The organism is Ancylobacter novellus DSM 506 (assembly GCF_000092925.1).
In the GTDB taxonomy this organism is placed as follows: Bacteria; Pseudomonadota; Alphaproteobacteria; order Rhizobiales; family Xanthobacteraceae; genus Ancylobacter; species Ancylobacter novellus.
In genome coordinates this window covers 897,507-915,884 of sequence record NC_014217.1, presented here as the reverse complement: position 1 = coordinate 915,884, position 18,378 = coordinate 897,507, and the positions used below count along the sequence as shown (strand labels likewise).

22 protein-coding genes are annotated in these 18,378 nt (G+C 67.7%); 12 read left to right on the top strand and 10 right to left on the bottom strand.

Features of this window, described 5'->3' with window-relative positions:
* Window positions 1–33 precede the first annotated feature (33 nt).
* Window positions 34–756, top strand: a complete 723-nt coding sequence (locus SNOV_RS04410) for an ABC transporter permease (RefSeq protein WP_013165711.1) — start codon at window positions 34–36, stop codon at window positions 754–756.
* Window positions 756–1,505, top strand: a complete 750-nt coding sequence (locus tag SNOV_RS04405) for an ABC transporter permease (RefSeq protein ID WP_013165710.1) — start codon at window positions 756–758, stop codon at window positions 1,503–1,505. Before SNOV_RS04410 ends, SNOV_RS04405 begins: the two co-directional genes overlap by 1 nt.
* Before the next feature lie 136 nt (window positions 1,506–1,641).
* Here SNOV_RS04405 and SNOV_RS04400 read toward each other — a convergent pair whose 3' ends face one another.
* The 3 genes from SNOV_RS04400 to cobT all read right to left on the bottom strand — a co-directional run bounded on the left by SNOV_RS04400 (window position 1,642) and on the right by cobT (window position 4,035).
* On the bottom strand, window positions 1,642–2,277 hold the full coding sequence (locus tag SNOV_RS04400) for a uracil-DNA glycosylase family protein (RefSeq protein WP_013165709.1): 636 nt from the start codon (window positions 2,275–2,277) through the stop codon (window positions 1,642–1,644).
* A 206-nt stretch (window positions 2,278–2,483) separates the two neighbouring features.
* Window positions 2,484–3,008, bottom strand: coding sequence for a thermonuclease family protein (locus SNOV_RS04395; protein WP_013165708.1), 525 nt, complete (start codon window positions 3,006–3,008; stop codon window positions 2,484–2,486).
* A 4-nt stretch (window positions 3,009–3,012) separates the two neighbouring features.
* Window positions 3,013–4,035: a nicotinate-nucleotide--dimethylbenzimidazole phosphoribosyltransferase gene (gene cobT, locus SNOV_RS04390; RefSeq protein WP_013165707.1), complete on the bottom strand. Its 1,023-nt coding sequence runs from the start codon at window positions 4,033–4,035 to the stop codon at window positions 3,013–3,015.
* A gap of 107 nt (window positions 4,036–4,142) precedes the next feature.
* Between cobT and bluB the strand changes: the two genes are divergently transcribed.
* From bluB to SNOV_RS04370, 4 genes are read left to right on the top strand one after another with little or no spacing between them, the layout of a single operon-like run.
* On the top strand, window positions 4,143–4,793 hold the full coding sequence (gene bluB, locus SNOV_RS04385) for a 5,6-dimethylbenzimidazole synthase (protein WP_013165706.1): 651 nt from the start codon (window positions 4,143–4,145) through the stop codon (window positions 4,791–4,793).
* Between the two features lie 8 nt (window positions 4,794–4,801).
* Window positions 4,802–5,599, top strand: coding sequence for an adenosylcobinamide-GDP ribazoletransferase (locus SNOV_RS04380; RefSeq protein WP_013165705.1), 798 nt, complete (start codon window positions 4,802–4,804; stop codon window positions 5,597–5,599).
* 14 nt (window positions 5,600–5,613) lie between these two features.
* On the top strand, window positions 5,614–5,784 hold the full coding sequence (locus SNOV_RS04375) for a DUF1289 domain-containing protein (protein WP_013165704.1): 171 nt from the start codon (window positions 5,614–5,616) through the stop codon (window positions 5,782–5,784).
* The gene (locus tag SNOV_RS04370; RefSeq protein ID WP_013165703.1) at window positions 5,781–6,509 is read left to right on the top strand and encodes a TIGR02281 family clan AA aspartic protease; all 729 of its coding nucleotides are present in this window, start codon (window positions 5,781–5,783) and stop codon (window positions 6,507–6,509) included. Before SNOV_RS04375 ends, SNOV_RS04370 begins: the two co-directional genes overlap by 4 nt.
* 5 nt (window positions 6,510–6,514) lie before the next feature.
* Here SNOV_RS04370 and SNOV_RS04365 read toward each other — a convergent pair whose 3' ends face one another.
* Both SNOV_RS04365 and dusA read right to left on the bottom strand, forming a co-directional pair.
* A complete protein-coding gene (locus tag SNOV_RS04365) occupies window positions 6,515–7,351 on the bottom strand; it encodes a sulfite exporter TauE/SafE family protein (RefSeq protein WP_013165702.1) in 837 nt (278 codons plus the stop codon).
* Entirely contained in the window at window positions 7,351–8,325 is a 975-nt protein-coding gene (gene dusA, locus SNOV_RS04360; RefSeq protein ID WP_041781989.1) for a tRNA dihydrouridine(20/20a) synthase DusA, read from the bottom strand. Before dusA ends, SNOV_RS04365 begins: the two co-directional genes overlap by 1 nt.
* Window positions 8,326–8,476: 151 nt before the next feature.
* Here dusA and SNOV_RS04355 point away from each other — a divergent pair, with 151 nt between their 5' ends.
* Entirely contained in the window at window positions 8,477–9,538 is a 1,062-nt protein-coding gene (locus SNOV_RS04355; RefSeq protein ID WP_013165700.1) for a site-specific integrase, read from the top strand.
* On the opposite strand, the gene SNOV_RS04350 is transcribed toward SNOV_RS04355, so the two are convergent.
* Window positions 9,535–10,623 carry an LLM class flavin-dependent oxidoreductase gene (locus SNOV_RS04350; protein ID WP_013165699.1) on the bottom strand — a complete coding sequence of 363 codons (1,089 nt, stop codon included), beginning with the start codon at window positions 10,621–10,623 and terminating at the stop codon, window positions 9,535–9,537. The genes SNOV_RS04355 and SNOV_RS04350 overlap by 4 nt on opposite strands.
* A 115-nt stretch (window positions 10,624–10,738) precedes the next feature.
* Between SNOV_RS04350 and SNOV_RS04345 the strand changes: the two genes are divergently transcribed.
* The 4 genes from SNOV_RS04345 to SNOV_RS04330 all read left to right on the top strand — a co-directional run bounded on the left by SNOV_RS04345 (window position 10,739) and on the right by SNOV_RS04330 (window position 14,016).
* The gene (locus SNOV_RS04345; protein WP_013165698.1) at window positions 10,739–11,749 is read left to right on the top strand and encodes an ABC transporter substrate-binding protein; all 1,011 of its coding nucleotides are present in this window, start codon (window positions 10,739–10,741) and stop codon (window positions 11,747–11,749) included.
* Between the two features lie 4 nt (window positions 11,750–11,753).
* Window positions 11,754–12,626 carry an ABC transporter ATP-binding protein gene (locus SNOV_RS04340; protein WP_013165697.1) on the top strand — a complete coding sequence of 291 codons (873 nt, stop codon included), beginning with the start codon at window positions 11,754–11,756 and terminating at the stop codon, window positions 12,624–12,626.
* On the top strand, window positions 12,619–13,431 hold the full coding sequence (locus SNOV_RS04335; protein ID WP_013165696.1) for an ABC transporter permease: 813 nt from the start codon (window positions 12,619–12,621) through the stop codon (window positions 13,429–13,431). The genes SNOV_RS04340 and SNOV_RS04335 overlap by 8 nt, the downstream gene beginning before the upstream one ends.
* Window positions 13,432–13,566: 135 nt before the next feature.
* Complete coding sequence (locus tag SNOV_RS04330; protein ID WP_013165695.1) at window positions 13,567–14,016, top strand: RrF2 family transcriptional regulator; 450 nt, start codon at window positions 13,567–13,569, stop codon at window positions 14,014–14,016.
* Between the two features lie 23 nt (window positions 14,017–14,039).
* On the opposite strand, the gene SNOV_RS04325 is transcribed toward SNOV_RS04330, so the two are convergent.
* The 4 genes from SNOV_RS04325 to SNOV_RS04310 are packed head-to-tail and all read right to left on the bottom strand — an operon-like array spanning window position 14,040 to window position 17,285.
* Window positions 14,040–14,984, bottom strand: a complete 945-nt coding sequence (locus SNOV_RS04325; protein ID WP_013165694.1) for a sulfonate ABC transporter substrate-binding protein — start codon at window positions 14,982–14,984, stop codon at window positions 14,040–14,042.
* 54 nt (window positions 14,985–15,038) lie between these two features.
* Window positions 15,039–15,821: an ATP-binding cassette domain-containing protein gene (locus SNOV_RS04320; RefSeq protein ID WP_013165693.1), complete on the bottom strand. Its 783-nt coding sequence runs from the start codon at window positions 15,819–15,821 to the stop codon at window positions 15,039–15,041.
* Window positions 15,818–16,672 carry an aliphatic sulfonate ABC transporter permease SsuC gene (ssuC, locus tag SNOV_RS04315; RefSeq protein ID WP_013165692.1) on the bottom strand — a complete coding sequence of 285 codons (855 nt, stop codon included), beginning with the start codon at window positions 16,670–16,672 and terminating at the stop codon, window positions 15,818–15,820. Before ssuC ends, SNOV_RS04320 begins: the two co-directional genes overlap by 4 nt.
* 1 nt (window position 16,673) lies before the next feature.
* Window positions 16,674–17,285 (bottom strand): NAD(P)H-dependent oxidoreductase, encoded by a 612-nt coding sequence (locus SNOV_RS04310; protein WP_013165691.1) that lies wholly within the window; start codon window positions 17,283–17,285, stop codon window positions 16,674–16,676.
* A gap of 112 nt (window positions 17,286–17,397) precedes the next feature.
* On the opposite strand from SNOV_RS04310, the gene SNOV_RS04305 reads away from it, so the two are divergent.
* Window positions 17,398–18,378: an aliphatic sulfonate ABC transporter substrate-binding protein gene (locus tag SNOV_RS04305; RefSeq protein WP_013165690.1), complete on the top strand. Its 981-nt coding sequence runs from the start codon at window positions 17,398–17,400 to the stop codon at window positions 18,376–18,378.

Sequence of the window (18,378 nt, the reverse complement as noted above, 5' to 3'; positions counted from 1 at the left end):
CCCATCCCACGACCGTGGAGCGCCTCTCGCGTCATGCTGGACCTGCTCAGACTGCTCTCCTTCGGCCCTGAGGGCTGGGGAGACGAGATCGCGCAGGGCGCGCTGCTCACAATCGAGCTGGCGCTCGCCACCCTGCCGGTCGGCATCGCCATCGGCCTCATGATCGCGCTGGCGAAGGATTCCAGTTCCGCCATCCTGCGCGGCTTCGGCAATCTCTACACCACCATCTTCCGCGGCCTGCCCGAGCTCTTGACGCTGTTCATCGTCTATTATGGCGGGCAGATGCTGCTCACCCGCATCGCCGGCTACCTGGTGGACGGCGCCAACATCGAGGTGAACCAGTTCGTCGCCGGCGTGGTGGCGCTCGGCCTCGTGCTCGGCGCCTTCTCCAGCGAGGTGCTGCTCGCCGCCATCCGCGCCGTGCCGAAAGGCCAGAAGGAGGCCGCCGCCGCGCTGGGCCTGTCGGGCTGGCGCACCTTCCGGCTGGTCACCTTCCCGCAGCTCTGGCGCGTCGCCCTGCCGGGCCTCTCCAACAACTGGATGGTGCTCCTGAAGGACACGTCGTTGGTCTCGGTCATCGCCATCAGCGACCTGATGCGCCAGACCGCCATCGCGGTGGGCGTGACCAAGCAGCCCTTCTTCTTCTACCTCGTCGCCTGCCTGATCTACCTCGTCTTCTCCGGTGCCTCGAGCGTGGTGTTCGGCAAGCTGGAGGACCGGGCGGCCCGCGGCTTCAAGCGCGTAGGAGGCCACTGATGCAAGCGGTTCTCGACGCGCTCGGCGCCGGCTTCCTGTCGCTGATGGGCTTCATCGGCCTGAACGCCGACCTGATGGACCGCTACGGCCTGCGCTTCCTCGACGGCGTCTGGGTGACGCTGAAGCTGGTCGGCCTCTCGGTGTTCCTCGGCGCGCTGTTGTCACTGCCGCTCGCCATCGCGCGGGTGGAAGGCGGCAAGTTCCTCTCGCGCCTGTCCTTCGGCTATTCCTATTTCTTCCGCGGCACGCCGCTGCTGGCGCAGACCTTCCTCGTCTATTACGGCGCCGGCCAGTTCCGCGAGCAGCTCACAGACATCGGGCTGTGGTGGTTCTTCCGCGACGCCTTCAACTGCGCGGTGTTCACCTTCACGCTCAACACCGCGGCCTATCAGTCGGAAATATTGCGCGGCGGCATCCAAAGCCTGCCGGCGGGGCAGATGGAGGCGGCGCAGTCGCTCGGCCTGTCGCGCTTCCTCGCCTATCGCAAGGTGATCCTGCCGCAGGCCATCGCCATCGGCTTGCGGCCGCTCGGCAACGAATTGATCCTGATGATCAAGTCGAGCGCCATCGCCTCGGTGATCACCGTCTACGACCTGATGGGCGTCACCCGCCTCGCCTTCTCGCGCTCCTACGACATGGAGGTCTATCTCTGGGCGGCGGTGCTCTACCTCGTCATGGTCGAGATCGTCCGCCGCGTCTGGGACGTGCTGGAGCGCCGGCTGAACCGGCATCTCATGGTGTCGCGCTGAAAAGTGCGACGTCATCCCCGGGCTTGGCCCGGGGATCCACGCCTTCCTTTAGATCGTGATCGGGCAAGTCGTGGATGCCCGGCCCAAGGCCGGGCATGACGGCGCTCTCACCGTTGGTCGTCAGGCCAATGTGGTCTCACCCCAGCAACCGTGCCACCTCGGCCCTGAGCACCGGCACCAGCTCGGCCTCGAACCAGGGGTGGCGCTTGAGCCACCCCGTATTCCGCCAGGAGGGGTGCGGCAGAGGGACGATCCTCGGTGTCTCCCGCGCGTCCCAGATCTCTCGCCAGCGCTCCACCCGCTCGGTGAGGCCGCCGGCGGCGAAACGCTCCAGCCCCAGCCGCTTCAGATGATAGGCCTGCGACGCCGCGCCCACCGCCACCACCAGCTCGAAGGGCTTTCGCGCGGCGAACAGCCGGTCGTGCCACAGGCTCGCGCATTCCCGGCGCGGCGGTAGGTCGCCGCCCTTGGCGTCCTGGCCGGGAAAGCAGAAGCCCATGGCGGCGATGGAGATGCGTTCAGCGTCGTAGAACGTGTCCGCGTCGATGCCGAGCCAGTCGCGCAGCCTTTTCCCCGAGGCGTCGTCAAAGGAACGGCCGGACGCATGCACCTTGGTGCCCGGCGCCTGCCCGGCGATGAGGATGCGCGAGCGCGGCCCGACATGCAGCACCGGCCGCGGCTCGTGCGGCAGCGGTTTCCCGAGTGGGTGTTCGACGCAGACGCGGCAGGCGCGGATCTCGGCGAGGACGGCGTCGAGGGTGTCGGAGGGCATGGGCGTTAGATAGGGGCGAAGGGCCGTGCCCGAAAGAACCCTGAAGCGTCATCCCTAAAGGACCCCCATCCTGAGGTGCGAGCGCAGCGAGCCTCGAAGGATGGTCGGCACCGTGCACCCGAACGAGCATCCTTCGAGGCCCGGCCTTTGGCCGGGCACCTCAGGATGAGGTCGATCATGGGAAGACCGAGGATGACGGCAAGCTCTTAGGACGCCGGCCGCGGATGCGCGGCGCGCCAGTCGGCGGGCATGTCGAACGGGCCGGCCCAGATGCCGCGTCCAGCTGCCCGCGCGGCGCGCTGCTCACCCGCATAGGCGAACCCCGTCGCCACCGCCCAGCCCTCTTCGACCAGCCTCGCGGCAACGTCGCGCCCGCCCGCCTCGCACACCGAGACGGCGCGCTCGTAGCGGTCCTCGTCGACCGGGCGGCAGCTCACCTTGCCCTCGGCCATGATCGTCTCCAGCGCCGCCCTGGCGCGCTCACCGCAGGGCCAGCGCGTGTCCGGCGCGCCGCAGCTCTGGTGCAGCTCGGGCGCGTCGATGCCGTCGAGCCGGATGCGCTCGCCGCCGAGCTCGAAGCTGTCGCCGTCGGAGATCCGCACCACGCCGGTAAGCGCCGGCACGAAGCGCTCGGCGATGAGCGCCACGCCGACCAGCGCCGCCGCGACGAGGATCGAGCGGAACGTGTCCGGCCGCCAGCTTCGCCGGCCGTGGGTGTGCCGGCGCCGCATCCGCTCAGCCTTCCGCCACACCCGCCTCGGCAAAGGTCGCCATGCCGGCATGGCAGGCGAGCGCGGACTTGATGACGCCGATCGACAGCGCCGCCCCCGAGCCCTCGCCCAGCCGCATGCCGAGGTCGAGGATCGGCCGCAGCCCCAGCCGCTCCAGCACCGCGCGATGCGCCGGCTCGGCCGAGACATGGCCGGCGAGGCAATGATCGAGCGCGGTGAGGTCTAGCGCCTTGAGCACGGCGGCGGCGGCCGTGACGACATAGCCGTCCAGCACAACCGGCACGCGCTGGAGCCGCGCGGCGAGGATGGCGCCGGCCATCGCCGCCACCTCGCGCCCGCCGAGCTTGCGCAGCACTTCCAGTGGGTCGTCCAGATGCGCCCTGGAGCGCTCGACCGCCGCCCGCACCGCCTCGACCTTGCGCGCCAGCACCTCGCCGGTGGCGCCGGTGCCCGGCCCGACCCACTCGGCGGCCTCGCCGCCATAGAGCCCGTGGAAGATCGCGGCGGCGACGGTGGTGTTGCCGATGCCCATCTCGCCGAGGCAGAGCAGGTCCGGCTCGCCGGCCAGCGCCTCCATGCCGAAGGCCATGGTCGCGGCGCATTCGGCCTCGGTCAGCGCGTCGCGCTCGACGATGTCCGGGGTCGGCATGTCGAGCGCGAGATCGAAGACGCGCAGGCCGGCGCCGAACACGCCGCAGATCTGGTTCACCGCCGCCTTCCCGTCGGTGAAGGTGGCGACCATCTGCTTGGTCACTTCCGACGGATAGGGCGAAACGCCCCGCGCCGCCACGCCGTGGGTGGCGGCGAACACCGCCACGGTCGGACGATTGATCTGCGGGATCTCGCGGCCCTGCCAGCCGGCGATGAAGATCGCGATCTCCTCCAGCCGGCCGAGCGCGCCGGGCGGCTTGACCAGTTGCCCCTGCCGCGCCGCGGCGGCCGCGCGGGCCTCCTCGTCCGGCCCCGGCATCTGGGCGACGAGGTTGCGGATGTCGTCGAAGGGCAGGCCGGAAGCGGAGCGCAGCATGGAAGTCTCGCGGGTGGGACCGGATTAAGGGATCGCATCGGGCGCGGCGGCGGGGTAGACCCTCGCTCATGTGCGCGCAACCCTTAAATCCGGTCCCGGCGACGGCCATGCCCCTGACGCCCGCCCCTCCCGCCTTCGACACGGCGTTCCGCGAGGGTCTCGATGCGCTCTTCGCCTGGCGGCGGGACGTGCGCCGCTTCGACAGGCGGGCTTTGGATGAGGCCGGCCTCGCCGATCTTCTCGCCTGCGCGGCGCAGGCGCCGAGCGTGGGCCTGAGCCAGCCCTGGCGCTTCGTGCGGGTGCGCGAGCCCGCGCGCCGGGCGGCGGTGCGGGCGGTGTTCGAGGCCTCGAACACCGACGCCCTCGCGCTCCAGCCGGAGGAGCGCGCCGGTCTCTATGCGCGGCTCAAGCTCGCCGGGCTCGACGACGCGCCTGAGCAGTTCGCCGTCTTCGTCGAGCCCGAGCCGGAAGCCGGGCATGGCCTTGGCCGCGCCACCATGCCGGAGACCGTCGCCTATTCCGCCGTGCTCGCCATCCACACGCTGTGGCTGACTGCGACCGCGCGCGGCATCGGGGTCGGCTGGGTGTCGATCCTCGACCCTGGGGCCGTCATCCGCGCGCTCGACGTGCCCGAGCGCTGGCGGCTGGTCGGCTATCTGTGCATAGGCTATCCGGCCGAGCGCTCGGACATTCCCGAGCTCGAGCGCGCCGGCTGGGAGCACCGCCGCCCGCCGGGCGACTTCCTGATCGAGCGGTGAGGCGTCCCATGCGTCCCGCTCCCGGCGAGGTGCTGCGAGAGATATTGCCGGCCCTGCGCTTCCTCTCGCGGCTGCCCGTGCGCCTCCCGTCCAAGCCGGCCGTCGACGGCCCGCCCGACCTCGACCGGCTCGGCCCCGCCTTCCCCATCGCCGGTGCCATCCTCGGCCTGATCGGCGGCATCGCGCTGGTCGCCGCCCATGCGCTGGGCCTCGGCGAGTTCCTCGCCGCGACGCTGGCGGTCGGCGTGCTGGTGGCGATCACCGGCGCGCTGCACGAGGACGGACTCGGCGACGTCGCCGACGCGCTCGGCGGCAACAGCGTCGCCCGGCGGCTGGAGATCATGAAGGACAGCCGCGTCGGCTCCTTCGGGGTCTGCGCGCTCATCCTCGCCTTCGCCCTGCGCATCGGCGCGCTGGCGGCGCTGGCGGGTCAGGGTGCAGTGGCCGCCGGCCTGGGCCTGGTCGCCGCGGCCGGTGTCGGCCGCCTCGCCGCGCTGTGGATGGTGGCCGCCCTGCCCTTCGCCCGCCCCGACGGCCTCGCGCGCAGCGCCGGCGTCCCGAGCCTGGAGAGCCGCCGCGCCGCGCTGGTGCTCGCGCTCGTGATCGCCGCGCTCGTGATTATCCCCACCTTCGGCCCCTTGTCCCTTGCGGGCGGCCTTATCCTTGGAATCGCTGCGTTTTTCGGTATCGTCCGCCTTGCCCGCGCCCAATTCGGCGGGCAGACGGGAGACGTCGCGGGCACCGCGACCCTCGCCGTCGAGATTGCCTTCCTTCTGGGTCTGCTTATCTTCGCGCGGCACCCTTGAGCGTTCCGAATCCGATGCCGACCGATATCTCCACCCCCTGCGTCTCCGTCTGCGTGCTCGACGCCGCAGGACGGGTGTGCGTCGGCTGCGGCCGCACGGTGGAGGAGATCGGCGCCTGGAGCACGATGAGCGAGGCCGAGCGCCGCGCCGTCATGGCCCGCCTGTCGCGGAAGGTGACGCCATGAACGCCGACCGCGTGATGTGGACCGTCGTCATCGGCCTCGCCGCCGGCGTCGGGCTGATCTTCTGGGCCTCCGCCTATGGCAATGTCGGCGGGCTGGGCGCGGGCGAGATCGCCCAGATGGTCTTCTATTCGTCCATCCTGCTGGTGGTCGGCGCCGGCCTGTTCGCCAGCTTCACCGGCCGGCTCGGCGAGGCGCTGCGCGCCGCGCTGCTGTGGCTGGTGATCTTTGCCGTGCTCGGCGTGGGCTACACCTATCGCTACGAACTGCACGCCGTCGCCTATCGCGTGCTGGCGGAGCTGGCGCCCGGCTATGCCGTGCCGCTGAGCCAGAGCGGGGGGCCGGCGGTCGAGGTCGCCCGCGCCCGCGACGGCGACTTCAACGTGCGCGTCGAGATCAACGGCAACCGCATCCCCATGCTGGTCGATACCGGTGCCTCCAGCGTGGTGCTGACGCCGGAGGACGCTGTGGCGGTCGGCCTGCCAATCGAGTTCCTGCGCTACGACATCCCGATCGACACCGCCAATGGCCGCGGCAAGGCTGCCGCCGTGGTGCTCGACCGCGTGTCCATCGCCGGCTCCATCGAGGAGCGCGACGTGCCGGCGCTGATCGCCAGCCCCGGCACGCTGAAGCACAGCCTGCTCGGCATGAGCTTCCTCTCGCGCCTCGCCAGCTTCGAGATCCGCGGCGAGAAGCTGGTGATGCGGGCGAAGGTGCTGGACGAGTAAGCGGCTCAGATGCCGGCCAGCGCCAGCACGAAGCGCAGCCCGACCAGCAGCAGATAGATGCCGAATCCGACCTCCAGCTGGCGCTTGGAGAAGGCATGCGCCATCCGCGCGCCGAGCGGTGCCACCAGCGTCGCCACTCCGCCGACCAGCACGAGGCCGGGCAGCGAGATGTAGCCGAGCGAGAGCGGCGGCAGCTCGTCCATGTGCGGCAGGCCGCTGATGATGTAGCCGATGGTGCCGGGCACCGCGATGAGCGCCCCCAGCCCAGCCGAGGTGGCGATGGCGGTGTGGATCGGCACCCGGTAGAGGGTCAGCACCACCGTGGCGATGCCGCCGCCGCTGATCCCGATGAGCGGCGCCGAGGCGCCGATGCCGAAGCCGTACAGCGCCATCGGCACGCGGCCGGGCAGCTGGTCGGCCACCACCCAGCTGTCGCGGCCGAACAGCAGCTTCGCGGACATCAGCGCGGCGAAGGCGACGAAGGCGATCTTCAGCACCACGTCGTTGGAGATGGCGGCCAGCACCGTGCCGGCGACGACGCCGATGATGATGGGCGCCGCCCATTGCTTGAGCAGGCCGTTGTCCACCTTGGTCCGTCGCCGATGGGCGAGGAAGGAGCGCAGCGCCGTCGGCACGATGATGGCGAGCGCCGTGCCCACCGCCAGATGCATGCGCTCGTCATGGTCGATCCCGACCGCGCCGAACACCTCGTAGAGCACGGGCACGATGATCGCGCCGCCGCCGATGCCGAACAGGCCGGCGAGGATGCCGGTGGCGAAGCCCGCGACGAGCAGCGCACCGGCGAGCCAGAGCAGATGGTCCAGAGGGATGGATTCGAGCATTACGCCACCAGCATTCGCCTGTCGTCGCGCCGCCCTTCCGCCCGGCGCACCTCGTCGACTGCGGCGCGCAGCACGTCGAGACCGGCATCCGCCTTCACCCCGTCGATGGCCAGGCGCCGGCGGAAGGCGCGCGCCCCGGGGCGCCCGGTGAACAGGCCGAGCATGTGGCGAGTGATGTCGTGCAGCCGCCCGCCGGTGGCGAGATGGGCGGCGATGTGGGGCTCGAATGCCTCGACCGCGGCGAAGGCGTCCTCATGCGGATCGGCCTCGCCGAAGAACAGGCTGTCGACGCGCAGCAGCAGCTCGGGCTGGTGATAGGCCGCGCGGCCCAGCATCACGCCGTCGACATGGGCGAGTTGCGCCTGCGCCTCCTCCAGCGAGGCGATGCCGCCGTTTATGCTGATCGGGACATGCGGCAGGCGCTGCTTCAGGCGATGCACCCTGCCGTAGTCGAGCGGGGGAATGTCGCGGTTCTCCTTCGGGGAGAGCCCTTCCAGCCACGCCTTGCGGGCATGGACGATGAGCGCGTCCGCGCCCGCCGCCAGCACCGCGTCGGCGAGCGCGTCGAGTGCCGCTTCCGGGTCCTGCTCGTCGACACCGATGCGGCACTTCACCGTGACGGGGATGGACACTTCCGCCTTCATCGCCGCCACGCAGTCGGCGACGAGGGCGGGCGAGCGCATCAGGCAGGCGCCGAAATTACCGCCCTGCACACGGTCGGAGGGGCAGCCGACATTGAGGTTCACCTCGGCATAGCCCCAATCGGCGCAGATCGCGGCTGCCTTTGCCAGCGCCGCCGGATCCGAGCCGCCGAGCTGCACCGCTACCGGGTGCTCGGCGTCCGAAAAGCCGATCAGGCGCTCGCGGTCGCCGAAGATCACCGCATTGGCGGTGACCATCTCGGTATAGAGCCGCGCCCGGCGCGACAGGACGCGGTGGAACGCCCGGCAGTTCCGGTCGGTCCACTCCATCATAGGGGCCGTAGAAAATCTAAATGATTGATTTATCGACATTATTTCTGTAACTTCAAGGAGTTGGGTCTCGTCGTGTGCACTCGATTTTTCGCCACGATACGCCCCAATTTCCGATTTTTCGACGCGTGAGTGCACACGGAGCGCACACGGATTGGCCACCTTCACTAAACTAAAATCCGGCTCCTGGAGAGCCCAGATCCGTCGGAAGGGGCAGTACGTCAGCGAGACGTTCCTGCGCCGCAAGGATGCCGAGGAATGGGCGCTCGACATGGAGCGTCGCATCGATCGCCAGGAACCCGCTATTACGCGCAAGTCGCGTGACGCGAAACGCTTCCGCGATCTTGTGGCTCTCCATCGCCAGGACATGGCCGAGGTGGGGGTCAGGATCGGCCGCTCCAAGGACTTCTGCCTCACGGCCCTCGACGAGAGGCTCGGCGCCCTGAAGATCGCCGATCTCGACCGCGAGCGCCTCATCAAATACGGAAGGGACCGCGCGAAGGAAGGGGCAGGCCCGGTCACGGTCAGCATGGACTTCGGATATATTAAGACCGTGCTCTCCCACGCTGCGGCGGTCCACGGCGTGACCCTCTCGACCGAGCCCCTCGATCTCGCGCGCATCGCTCTGAAGCGGCTTGGCCTGATCGGGAAGGGCAAGGAGCGGGATCGCCGGCCGACGCAGGATGAGCTGGACCGTATCATCACGGCGCTGGACGAGAACCCTCGGCAGAGCATTCCCGTCGGAAGGATCGTGCGCTTTGCCGTAGCTACCGCCATGCGTCAGGAAGAAATCTGCCGGGTCGAATGGCGTGACTTCGATCCGCGAACGCGGATGCTGCTCATTCGAGATCGCAAGGACCCGCGCAGGAAGGACGGCAACCATCAGCGCATCCCGCTGCTCGATGTGTCGGGTTATGACGCGTGTGAGATCATCGAGGAGCAAGCCCGCTGCTCAAACGGTCGAGAAGGCCGCATCTTCCCCTACAACGGCCGCTCGGTCGGCACTGCGTTTCGTCGGCAGTGCCAAGACCTCAAGATCGAGGAATTGCATTTCCACGACCTGCGCCACGAAGGCACCAGCCGGCTGTTCGAGGCAGGTTTCACCATCGAACAGGTGGCGCTCGTGACCGGCCACAAGGACTGGAAGATGCTACGGCGCTATACACACCTCAAACCGGAGGCGCTCCACACTATCCGGGCAGCGAGAGCGGCTTAGTAGACGAGAGAAAGGTTAGGTCGCGACAGCAGAGGCAGCAGCGTTTCTCCCTGCCGCTTGATCTCGCGCAGATAGGGCGTGTCGGACAATATGAACTGAGTAATGCCGAGGTCCTGGTATTTTCGAAGCGAACCGGCGACGTCCTCGGCCGAACCGACCAACCAGGTCGTGCCGGCGCCACCACCGCCGAACTTGCCCGGAGCCGTATAGAGATTGTCGTCGAGCACGTCGCCGCGGTGATGCAGGTCGAGCAGGCGCTGCTGACCAACGGCGGCTGGGCCCCTGTGATCCTGCCAGCCGGCGCCTCCGGTTCGGGCCATCTCCGCCACCTTTGCCTCGGCGTCGGCCCAGGCTTGCGCCGTCGTGTCCCGCACCAGCGTCGTGATGCGCAGGCCGAACTCGAGAGGCGGGAGATCCCGGTCCAGCGTGCGGCCCAAGGCCTTCAGACGTTCGATCCGCTCGGCCACGCCGTCGCGCGGCTCCCCCCAAAAGAGTTGGACATCCGCCTCGGTCGCCGCGACGCGTTCGGCCGCCTCGGAGGCCCCACCGAAGTAGAAGCGCGGGTGCAGCCGGGCGCCGCGCGCGGTGATGCGCGGCTCGACCGTTGCGCCCGCGACCTGGAAGTAGTCGCCGCTGAAGGTGACATCTTCCTCGGTCCAGAGCCGGCGCACCAGCCGCATGAATTCGCGGGTCCGCGCATAACGTTGTGTGGCGTCCCCCTCGCTGTCGCCATAGGCGGCCAAGCTGTCCTTGCCCGAGACGATGTTGAAACGGGTTCGGCCATCCGAGAGTTGGTCGAGCGTTGCCGCCGCACATGCGAACTGGGCCGGTTGCCAATAGCCGGGGCGGATTGCGATCAGTGGCTCGAAACGGGTCGTTTGCGCAGCAAGCGCCGCTGCGACCGTAAAGGTGTCTGGCCGCCCCCAACCGGTGCCGATCAACGCACCGCTCCAGCCGTGCTGTTCAAGTGCCTTCGCCTGATCGGTCAGGCTGTCGAGGCTGCCAGAATTTGACGCCGGCACGTCGCCGCGATGGCCGGCCTTCACGTCGTTGGGGATATACCAAAGGAAGTCACAACGGCTCATTTCAATCCACGTTCCATGAGCGCCGAGGAGGCGGCGATTAGAAGTCTGTATAGTCTATTGACTTTATATAATAAAGCTCTGAATGTTCGTCATCCCAAGACATGGAGCCTTTCCCATGCGCGTTCGCGCCCTGCTCGCTGCTGCCACATTTTCCCTAGCGTGGGTCGCTGGTCCATCCGCTCTCTCCTCCGCCCGCGCGGAAACGGGTGAGTTGCGGATCGCCCAGCAATTCGGCATCGCCTATCTGCCCCTGATCGTCGCGAAGGAGCAGAAACTCATCGAGAAACACGCCGCCACCGCTGGCGTAAAGGATCTCAAAGTCGAGTGGCTGCGCCTCTCCGGCGCGGCCGCCATGAACGATTCGCTTATTTCCGGCGGCCTCGATTTCGCGACGGCCGGCGTTGCTCCGGCGATCCTCACCTGGGACAAGACGCGCGGCAAAACCGACATCCTGCTGATCGCCGCGCTCGGCTCAATGCCGAATGTGCTGACCACCAACAACCCGAACGTGAAGACCATCAAGGACTTCACCGATACCGATCGCATCGCGCTGCCCTCGGTCAAGGTCGGGTTCCAGCCCATCGTTTTGCAGATCGCGGCCGAGAAAGCCTTCGGCCAGTACGACAAGCTCGATCATCTCACCGTGAGCCTGCCACATCCGGATGCGACCGCCTCGATCCTCTCTAAGACCGGCGGCATCACCGCCCACTTCACCTCGCCGCCCTTCTTCGAGCAGCAGCTTCAGAACGACAAGGTTCATGCGGTGCTGAACAGCTACGATGTGCTCGGCGGCCCGCACACCTTCAACGTCGTCTATGGCACGAAGAAGTTCGCGCTGGACAACCCCAAGACCGTCGATGCCTTCGTCGCCGCGCTGGACGAGGCCAATGAGTGGATTAAGGCGAACCCGAAGGACGCCGCCGCCCTGTATATCGCCGCCGAGAAGTCGAAGCTGGATCCCGGCTTCATCGAGGCCATCATCCGCGACCCGCAGATCCGCTTTACGACCGTCCCGGAGCGGGTGGAGGTGTTCGTCGACTTTGAACACCGCATCGGCCTCATCAAGCAGAAGCCGAGCTGGAAGGACCTGTTCCAGCCGGGCCTGCACGCCCGTAACGGGAGCTGAGCCGGTGGGTTGGCTCCCGCCGCAGAACCAGCCGGCGGCCGGCGGCCCGCCGCCACTGGCGGTGGAGCACGTTACTCTGCGCTACCAAACCGATGCCGGAACGGTCACGGCGGTGGAGGACGTGTCCTTCACCATCGGCGCCGGTGAGCGACTGGCTTTGCTTGGCCCCTCGGGCTGCGGCAAGTCCACGCTGCTGCGTGCCGTGGCCGGCTTCCTCAAGACGAGTTCCGGCGAAATCAGGCTCCATGGTGCGCCGGTGCGTGCGCCGGGGCCCGACCGCATGGTGGTGTTCCAGGAATTCGACCAGCTTCTGCCGTGGCGGACGGTGGCGGGCAATATTGCCTTTGCCCTTCGCCGCGCCCGGGGCCTGGGTCGAGCTGAATCGTTTGAACGCGCGCGCGACTGGGCGGGACGCGTCGGTCTCGGCGGCTTCGCCGATGCATACCCGCACACCTTGTCGGGTGGCATGAAGCAGCGCTGTGCCATCGCCCGCGCTTTCGCCGTGCAGCCGGCGATCCTGCTAATGGACGAACCCTTTGCCGCGCTCGACGCGCTCTCCCGGCGGCGCATGCAGGACGAGTTGCTGGGCCTGTGCGAGGAGACCGGCGCCACCTGCCTATTCGTCACCCACGCCATCGACGAGGCGCTGCATGTGGGCACCCGCGTGCTGGTCATGACGCCGCATCCCGGCCGGATCGGGGCGGAATATTCCGTGCCCGATGCGGCACGGCAGCGGGGCACCCCCGAATTCGGACGGTTGGAGATGGAGATCCAGCAGCGCATTTTCGGTGCGGCGCTGCCGGAGACGAAAACCGCCGCCAGTCTTGCGGCCAGGACGGACGCTCATCACCGCGTCAAGGTTACTCACGATGTCTGAAAGCACCCTCTCGACGTCCGCCCGCCCCGCCCCGTTCACCTTGGGACCCCGCGCACGCCGTCTCGTCATCCTCGTGGGGCTTGCCCTGATCTGGGAGTCCTATGCCCGCTGGCTGGGAAACTCGCTTCTGCTGCCGAGCTTTCTGGAGACCTTGGGGGCCTTGCGGGAGAACCTGCGCAACGGCGAACTTCCCGAGAGGGTGCGCGCCTCGCTCGGCATCCTGCTCACCGGCTACGGCATCGGCATCGGCGTCGCCGCGATCATCACCGCGCTGGCCGCGCTGAGCCGTTGGGGTGAGAGCCTGCTGGGCCTGCTGACGGCGATGTTCAATCCGCTGCCTGCGATCGCCCTTCTTCCCGTGGCGCTGCTGTGGTTCGGCGTCGGCGCCTCCAGCCTCGTCTTCGTCATCGTTCATTCAGTGCTCTGGCCCTTGGCGCTCGCCTGTCACGCGGGCTTTCGCGCCGTGCCGCCGACGCTGCGCATGGCGGGACGCAACATCGGGCTTACCGGCCCGTCCTATGTCGTCGGGCTTCTAATTCCCGCCGCGCTACCGTCCATCCTGTCGGGACTGCGCCTCGGCTGGGCCTTCGCCTGGCGCACCCTGATCGCGGCCGAAATGGTATTCGGGGCCAGTGCGCGAGAGGGTGGCCTCGGCTGGTTCATATTCGTCAACCGCTCTCAGCTCGAAACCGCCAATGTCTTCGCCGGCTTGCTGACCGTGATTTTAATCGGGCTGGCCGTCGAGAGCTTTGTGTTCGCCACTCTCAACCGTCTGACCGTGCAGCGCTGGGGACAAGAAGCCTGAGAGTTGGCGCACCGCGGCAAGACGCTTTCTACCTCACCCAACTCGCTCGATTGAACATCTGCCCCGTTACTGGCACATCAGGGCGGGCTCGCCATATGTCGTATTCGCCCAGCAGGCTTTGAGGACAGATCATCTATGCTGACGAACCGGGGCAAGTATGGCCTCAAGGCGATGCTGCACCTAGCGGCTCAACCGCCCGGCACGAGTTTGGGCGGACAGGAGATTGCCGACGCCAACAACATTCCGAAGAAATTCCTGGACGCCATTCTGCTCGATCTGCGCCATGCCGGAATGCTGCGGTCGCGCAAGGGGCCGGGCGGTGGCTATACGCTGGCGCGCTCCATCGACGACATTCGGGTCGGGCACATCATTCGCGTGCTCGACGGCCCGCTGGCGCCGATCGGCTGCGCCAGCAAGAGTGCCTATGTGCCCTGCCAGGATTGCCGCGATGTGGGCTCCTGTGCCGTGCGTATCACCATGACCAAGGTGCGGGACGCGATTTCGGAAGTTCTCGACCGCATGTCGCTGACAGACATGATGACCTATGCCGAGAATGCCGACATCGACCTGATGTATCACATCTGACCACGGACCGGCCGGCCCGCCGGTCAGAGCCGGGCGGCCAACACCGCGTCCGCCACGACGATCTTCTTCGGCAGCAGCCCGAGGCTGAAGAAGGTATCGGCAACAAGCTGCTGGTCGGCGATCACCTTCGGCGAGAGTGGCGCCACCCCGAAACTCTGGCGGCCGACGGCGAGGCTCAGGACCGGCGCGGGAATCCCGGTGATCGGGGCAAGGTCGGCGACCGCCGCCGCCGGGTCCGTCTGGATCCAGTCATTCGTCTCGCGGATCGATGCGATCAATGCCTCAATCACTGCCGGGTTGGCGTTGGCAAACTTCCGCGAGCCGAGATAGAATTGATAGTTCGGCACGATGCCCTCGGCGGTCGTCAAGACGCGCGCTCCGATCGCCAGCTCCGCCGAGGCCTGGAACGGATCCCAGATCGCCCAAGCATCGAGGGCGCCCTTCTCGAAGGCGGCGCGGGCATCGGCCGGCGGCAGAAACTTGGTCGTGATGTCGGTGTAGGCGAGTCCCGCCTTTTCCAGCGCCTTGACCAGCAGGAAGTGGACGTTGGAGCCCTTGTTGAGGCCGACCGTCTTGCCCTTGAGGTCCGCCACGGACGTGATCGGGCTGTCCTTCGGCACCAGGATCGCCTCGCCCTTCGGCGCCGGCGGCTCGTTGGCGAGGTAGAGCAGATTGTCGCTCGCCGCCTGCGCGAAGATCGGCGGCGCTTCGCCGGTCTGTCCGATATCGATGGCGCCGGCATTCAGCGCCTCCAGCATTTGCGGACCGGCGGCAAACTCCGCCCACTTCACCTTCACGCCCAGCGGCTCCAGCTTCTTCTCCAGAATGCCGCGGCCCTTGAGCAGCACCAGCGTGCCGTATTTCTGGTAGCCGACGCGCACTTGGGTCTCGGAGGCCAATCCGGCGCGCGAGCCGAGGGCGAGACCGGCGGCCCCGGCAAGCGCGGTGCGGCGCGTGATCGACGTCATGATAAGTCGTCCTTCTTTGCAATGTTGAGATTGAAAGGAAAGGAGCCCGCCGCCCTAGGAGCCCAGCAGTCGCTCCAGGATGAGGCCTTCGAGCCGCGCGCTGTCGGCATTGCCGCGTCGGCGCGGACGTGGCAGCGGCACGTCGAGGTCCAGCGCGATGCGGCCGTCATCGATCAGGATGATGCGGTCGGCGAGCGCCACGGCTTCGGACACATCGTGGGTCACCAGAACGGTGGTGAAGCCCTGCTCGCGCCAGATACGCTCGACGAGGCGCTGCATCTCGATGCGGGTGAGCGCATCGAGCGCGCCCAGAGGTTCGTCCAGGGCCAGAATCTGCGGGCCACTGATCAACGCCCGCGCCAGGGCGACACGCTGCTTCTGGCCGCCGGACAGAACGGACGGCCATTCGCCGGCCTGATCGACAAGCCCAACCTGCGCCAATGCCGCCCGCGCGCGCGCATGCCGCGGCTCGCCCTTCAGCTCAGGTGGCAGGCCGACCTCGACATTGGCCAGCACGCGCTGCCACGGTAGCAGACGCGGCTCCTGAAACATGATGCGCGTCAGGCCTTCGAGCGGCTTGCCGTCCGAGGTGATCGACCCGCTGGAAGGCTGATCGAGCCCGGCGAGAAGCCGCAGAAGCGTGCTCTTGCCGCAGCCGCTCTTGCCGACAATGGCGATGAACTGCCCGGCCTCGATGTGCAGATCGATGCCGTCGAGCACCCGCTTCGCACCGAAACTCTTGCCTATGGCCGTCAAGCTGACGGCGATGCCTCTGCCCGGGGCGGGCTCGACGACAGGCCGCTGAGCCGTATTGAGCGGGCCAAGCGGGGCGTTCATCGCTCAGCCCCGGCCTTGTGGAACGAGGGATGCCATTTCAGGCTCGCCCGTTCCAGCAGCTGCGTCGCGACGTCGGCCACTTTGCCAAGCAGCGCGTAGATCACGATCGCCAGCACGACGATATCGACGAGCAGGAATTCGCGCGCCTGCATCGCCATGTGACCGAGCCCGGATTCCGCGGCGATGGTCTCGGCGACGATCAGCGTCAGCCACATGATGCCGAGAGCGAAGCGCAGCCCGACGAATATCGAGGGCAGCGCGCCCGGCAGCACGACGCGGCGGAACAGCGTCCAGCGGGACATGCCATAGGCCCGTCCCATCTCGATCAGTTGCGGGTCGACGCTGCGCACGCCGTGCAGCGTGTTGATGTAGATCGGGAAGAACACCCCGAGCGCGACGAGGAACAGCTTGGCTTCCTCCTCGATCCCGAACCACAGGATCACCAGCGGGATCAGGGCAAGGTGGGGAATATTGCGGATCATCTGCAGCGTGGTGTCGCTGTAGCGATGGGTGAGGTCGGAAAGTCCGTTGGCGATGCCGAGTGCAAAGCCGATGCTGCCGCCCAGCGCCAGTCCCACCAGCGCGCGGGCCGCGCTCACCGCCATATGGTGGAAGAGTTCGCCGGATTTCAGCACCTGCCAGCCGGCATCTGCCACGGCGGAGGGAGCGGGCAGCACGTTGGGGGCGAGGTAGCCGATGCGCGACAGCACCTCCCACACCACGAGCAGCAGCGCCGGCAGGAACCAGCCGGCGATCCGCGCCTCGAAACGGGCAAATAGGGCGGAGCCTGTCGTCCCCTTGCGGCCGGCTCTTGCCGTGCCGAAACGGATGCCGCGATCCACAAGCGACATGTCACGCCGCCTTTTCAACAGCCGCGCGGGGCGGTCTCCGCCGCGTGGTCAGCGCGTGTACCGCCTCTTCGACGACGCGTGCAAAGCGCTCCTGCGCCGGGCCGGGGCTGACGATTCCATTGGCGAAATCACTCTCGGTAAAGAAAGCGCCGGTGCCGAGCGGCTGTGCCTGGAAGAAGGCGAAGAGCGGCCGGAGCTGATGCTCGATCACCAACGCATGGCGCTCGCTGCCGCCGGTTGCGAGCAGGGCGACTGGCACACCGACAAGCCCGCGATAGTCGAGAAAATCGACGAAATGCTTGAAGAGCCCGGAATAGGAGCCCTTGTAAACCGGCGAGCCGACAATCAGGAAGTCGGCCTCCTCCACCGCCCGCAACGCGGCCTCGATTGCCTCGCTGGCCGGGCGCGTCCGCAGGGCACCGATGCCTTCCAGCGCAGCAATGTCGATCAGCTCGGCCGTAGTGGCAAGGCCGGCCATGCTTGCCTGCGCGATGATGCGCCGGAGCGCAAGCTCGACAAGCGACAGAGTGCGCGAGGGAGAGGACAGCCCCCCGCTCAACCCGACGATCGTCAGCGGCTGGGCGCTCAAGGTATCGGCTTTCGACAGAGTCATAGGCACCTCTCATCGTTCATTGGCGGCCAGCGGAGCGGCGTTCACATAGCTCTTGCACAGCTTCAGCTAATAATCTATCGGAAATATAGACATTGCATTCGAGGCCCTCGCCATGACCGTCTCCCTCACCCGGCGCGCTTTCACTGCCCTTGCAACCATCGCCGCCGCGACAAGCGTTGCGGGTGTCTCCTGCCTCGCCGCATCGCCTGCGGAGATCCGGGTCGACTGGGCGACCTACAGCCCGGTCTCGATCGTTCTGAAGGACAAGAAGTTCCTCGAGGAGGAATTCGCCAAGGATGGCACCACCATTCGCTGGGTGCAGTCGGCGGGCTCGAACAAGGCGTTGGAATTCCTTAGTGCCGGCTCGCTCGACTTCGGCTCGACGGCGGGCGCGGCGGCGCTGATCGGCCGCATCAACGGTAACCCCATCAAGGCGGTCTATGTCTATTCCCGCCCCGAGTGGACGGCGCTGGTGACCCGTAAGGACAGCGGCATCACCCAGGTCAGCGATCTCAAGGGCAAGAGCGTCGCCGTCACGCGCGGCACCGATCCGCACATCTTCCTGATCCGCGCGCTGGCGGCCAACGGCCTCACCGACAAGGACGTGCGCTTCATCCTGCTGCAGCACGCCGATGGACGTCTCGCGCTCACACGCGGCGATGTCGATGCCTGGGCAGGGCTCGACCCGCTCATGGCTTCGGCCGAGCTGGACGATGGCGCGGTGCTGTTCTTCCGCGACCCCGCCGCCAACAGCTGGGGCGTGCTCAACGTCCGCGAGGCGTTCGCCCGCGAGAACCCCGAGACGGTCAAGCGCGTGCTCGCCGCCTACGAGAAGGCGCGCAAATGGGCGGTCGACAATCCGAAGGAGCTAGCGGTTCTGCTGGAAGGCGCGACCAAGCTCCCCGCCCCGGTCATCGCCCGCCAGCTCTCGCGTACCGAGCTGACCTATGGCCCGATCGGCGATGCGCAGAAGCAAACCATCATCGCGTCCGGCAGGGCGCTGCAGGAGGCGGGCGTGGTCGCGGCGAACGTCGACGTTCCGGCCACGGCCGATGTGCTGATCGATTCCCGCCACCTCCCGCCGGGGCCCTGA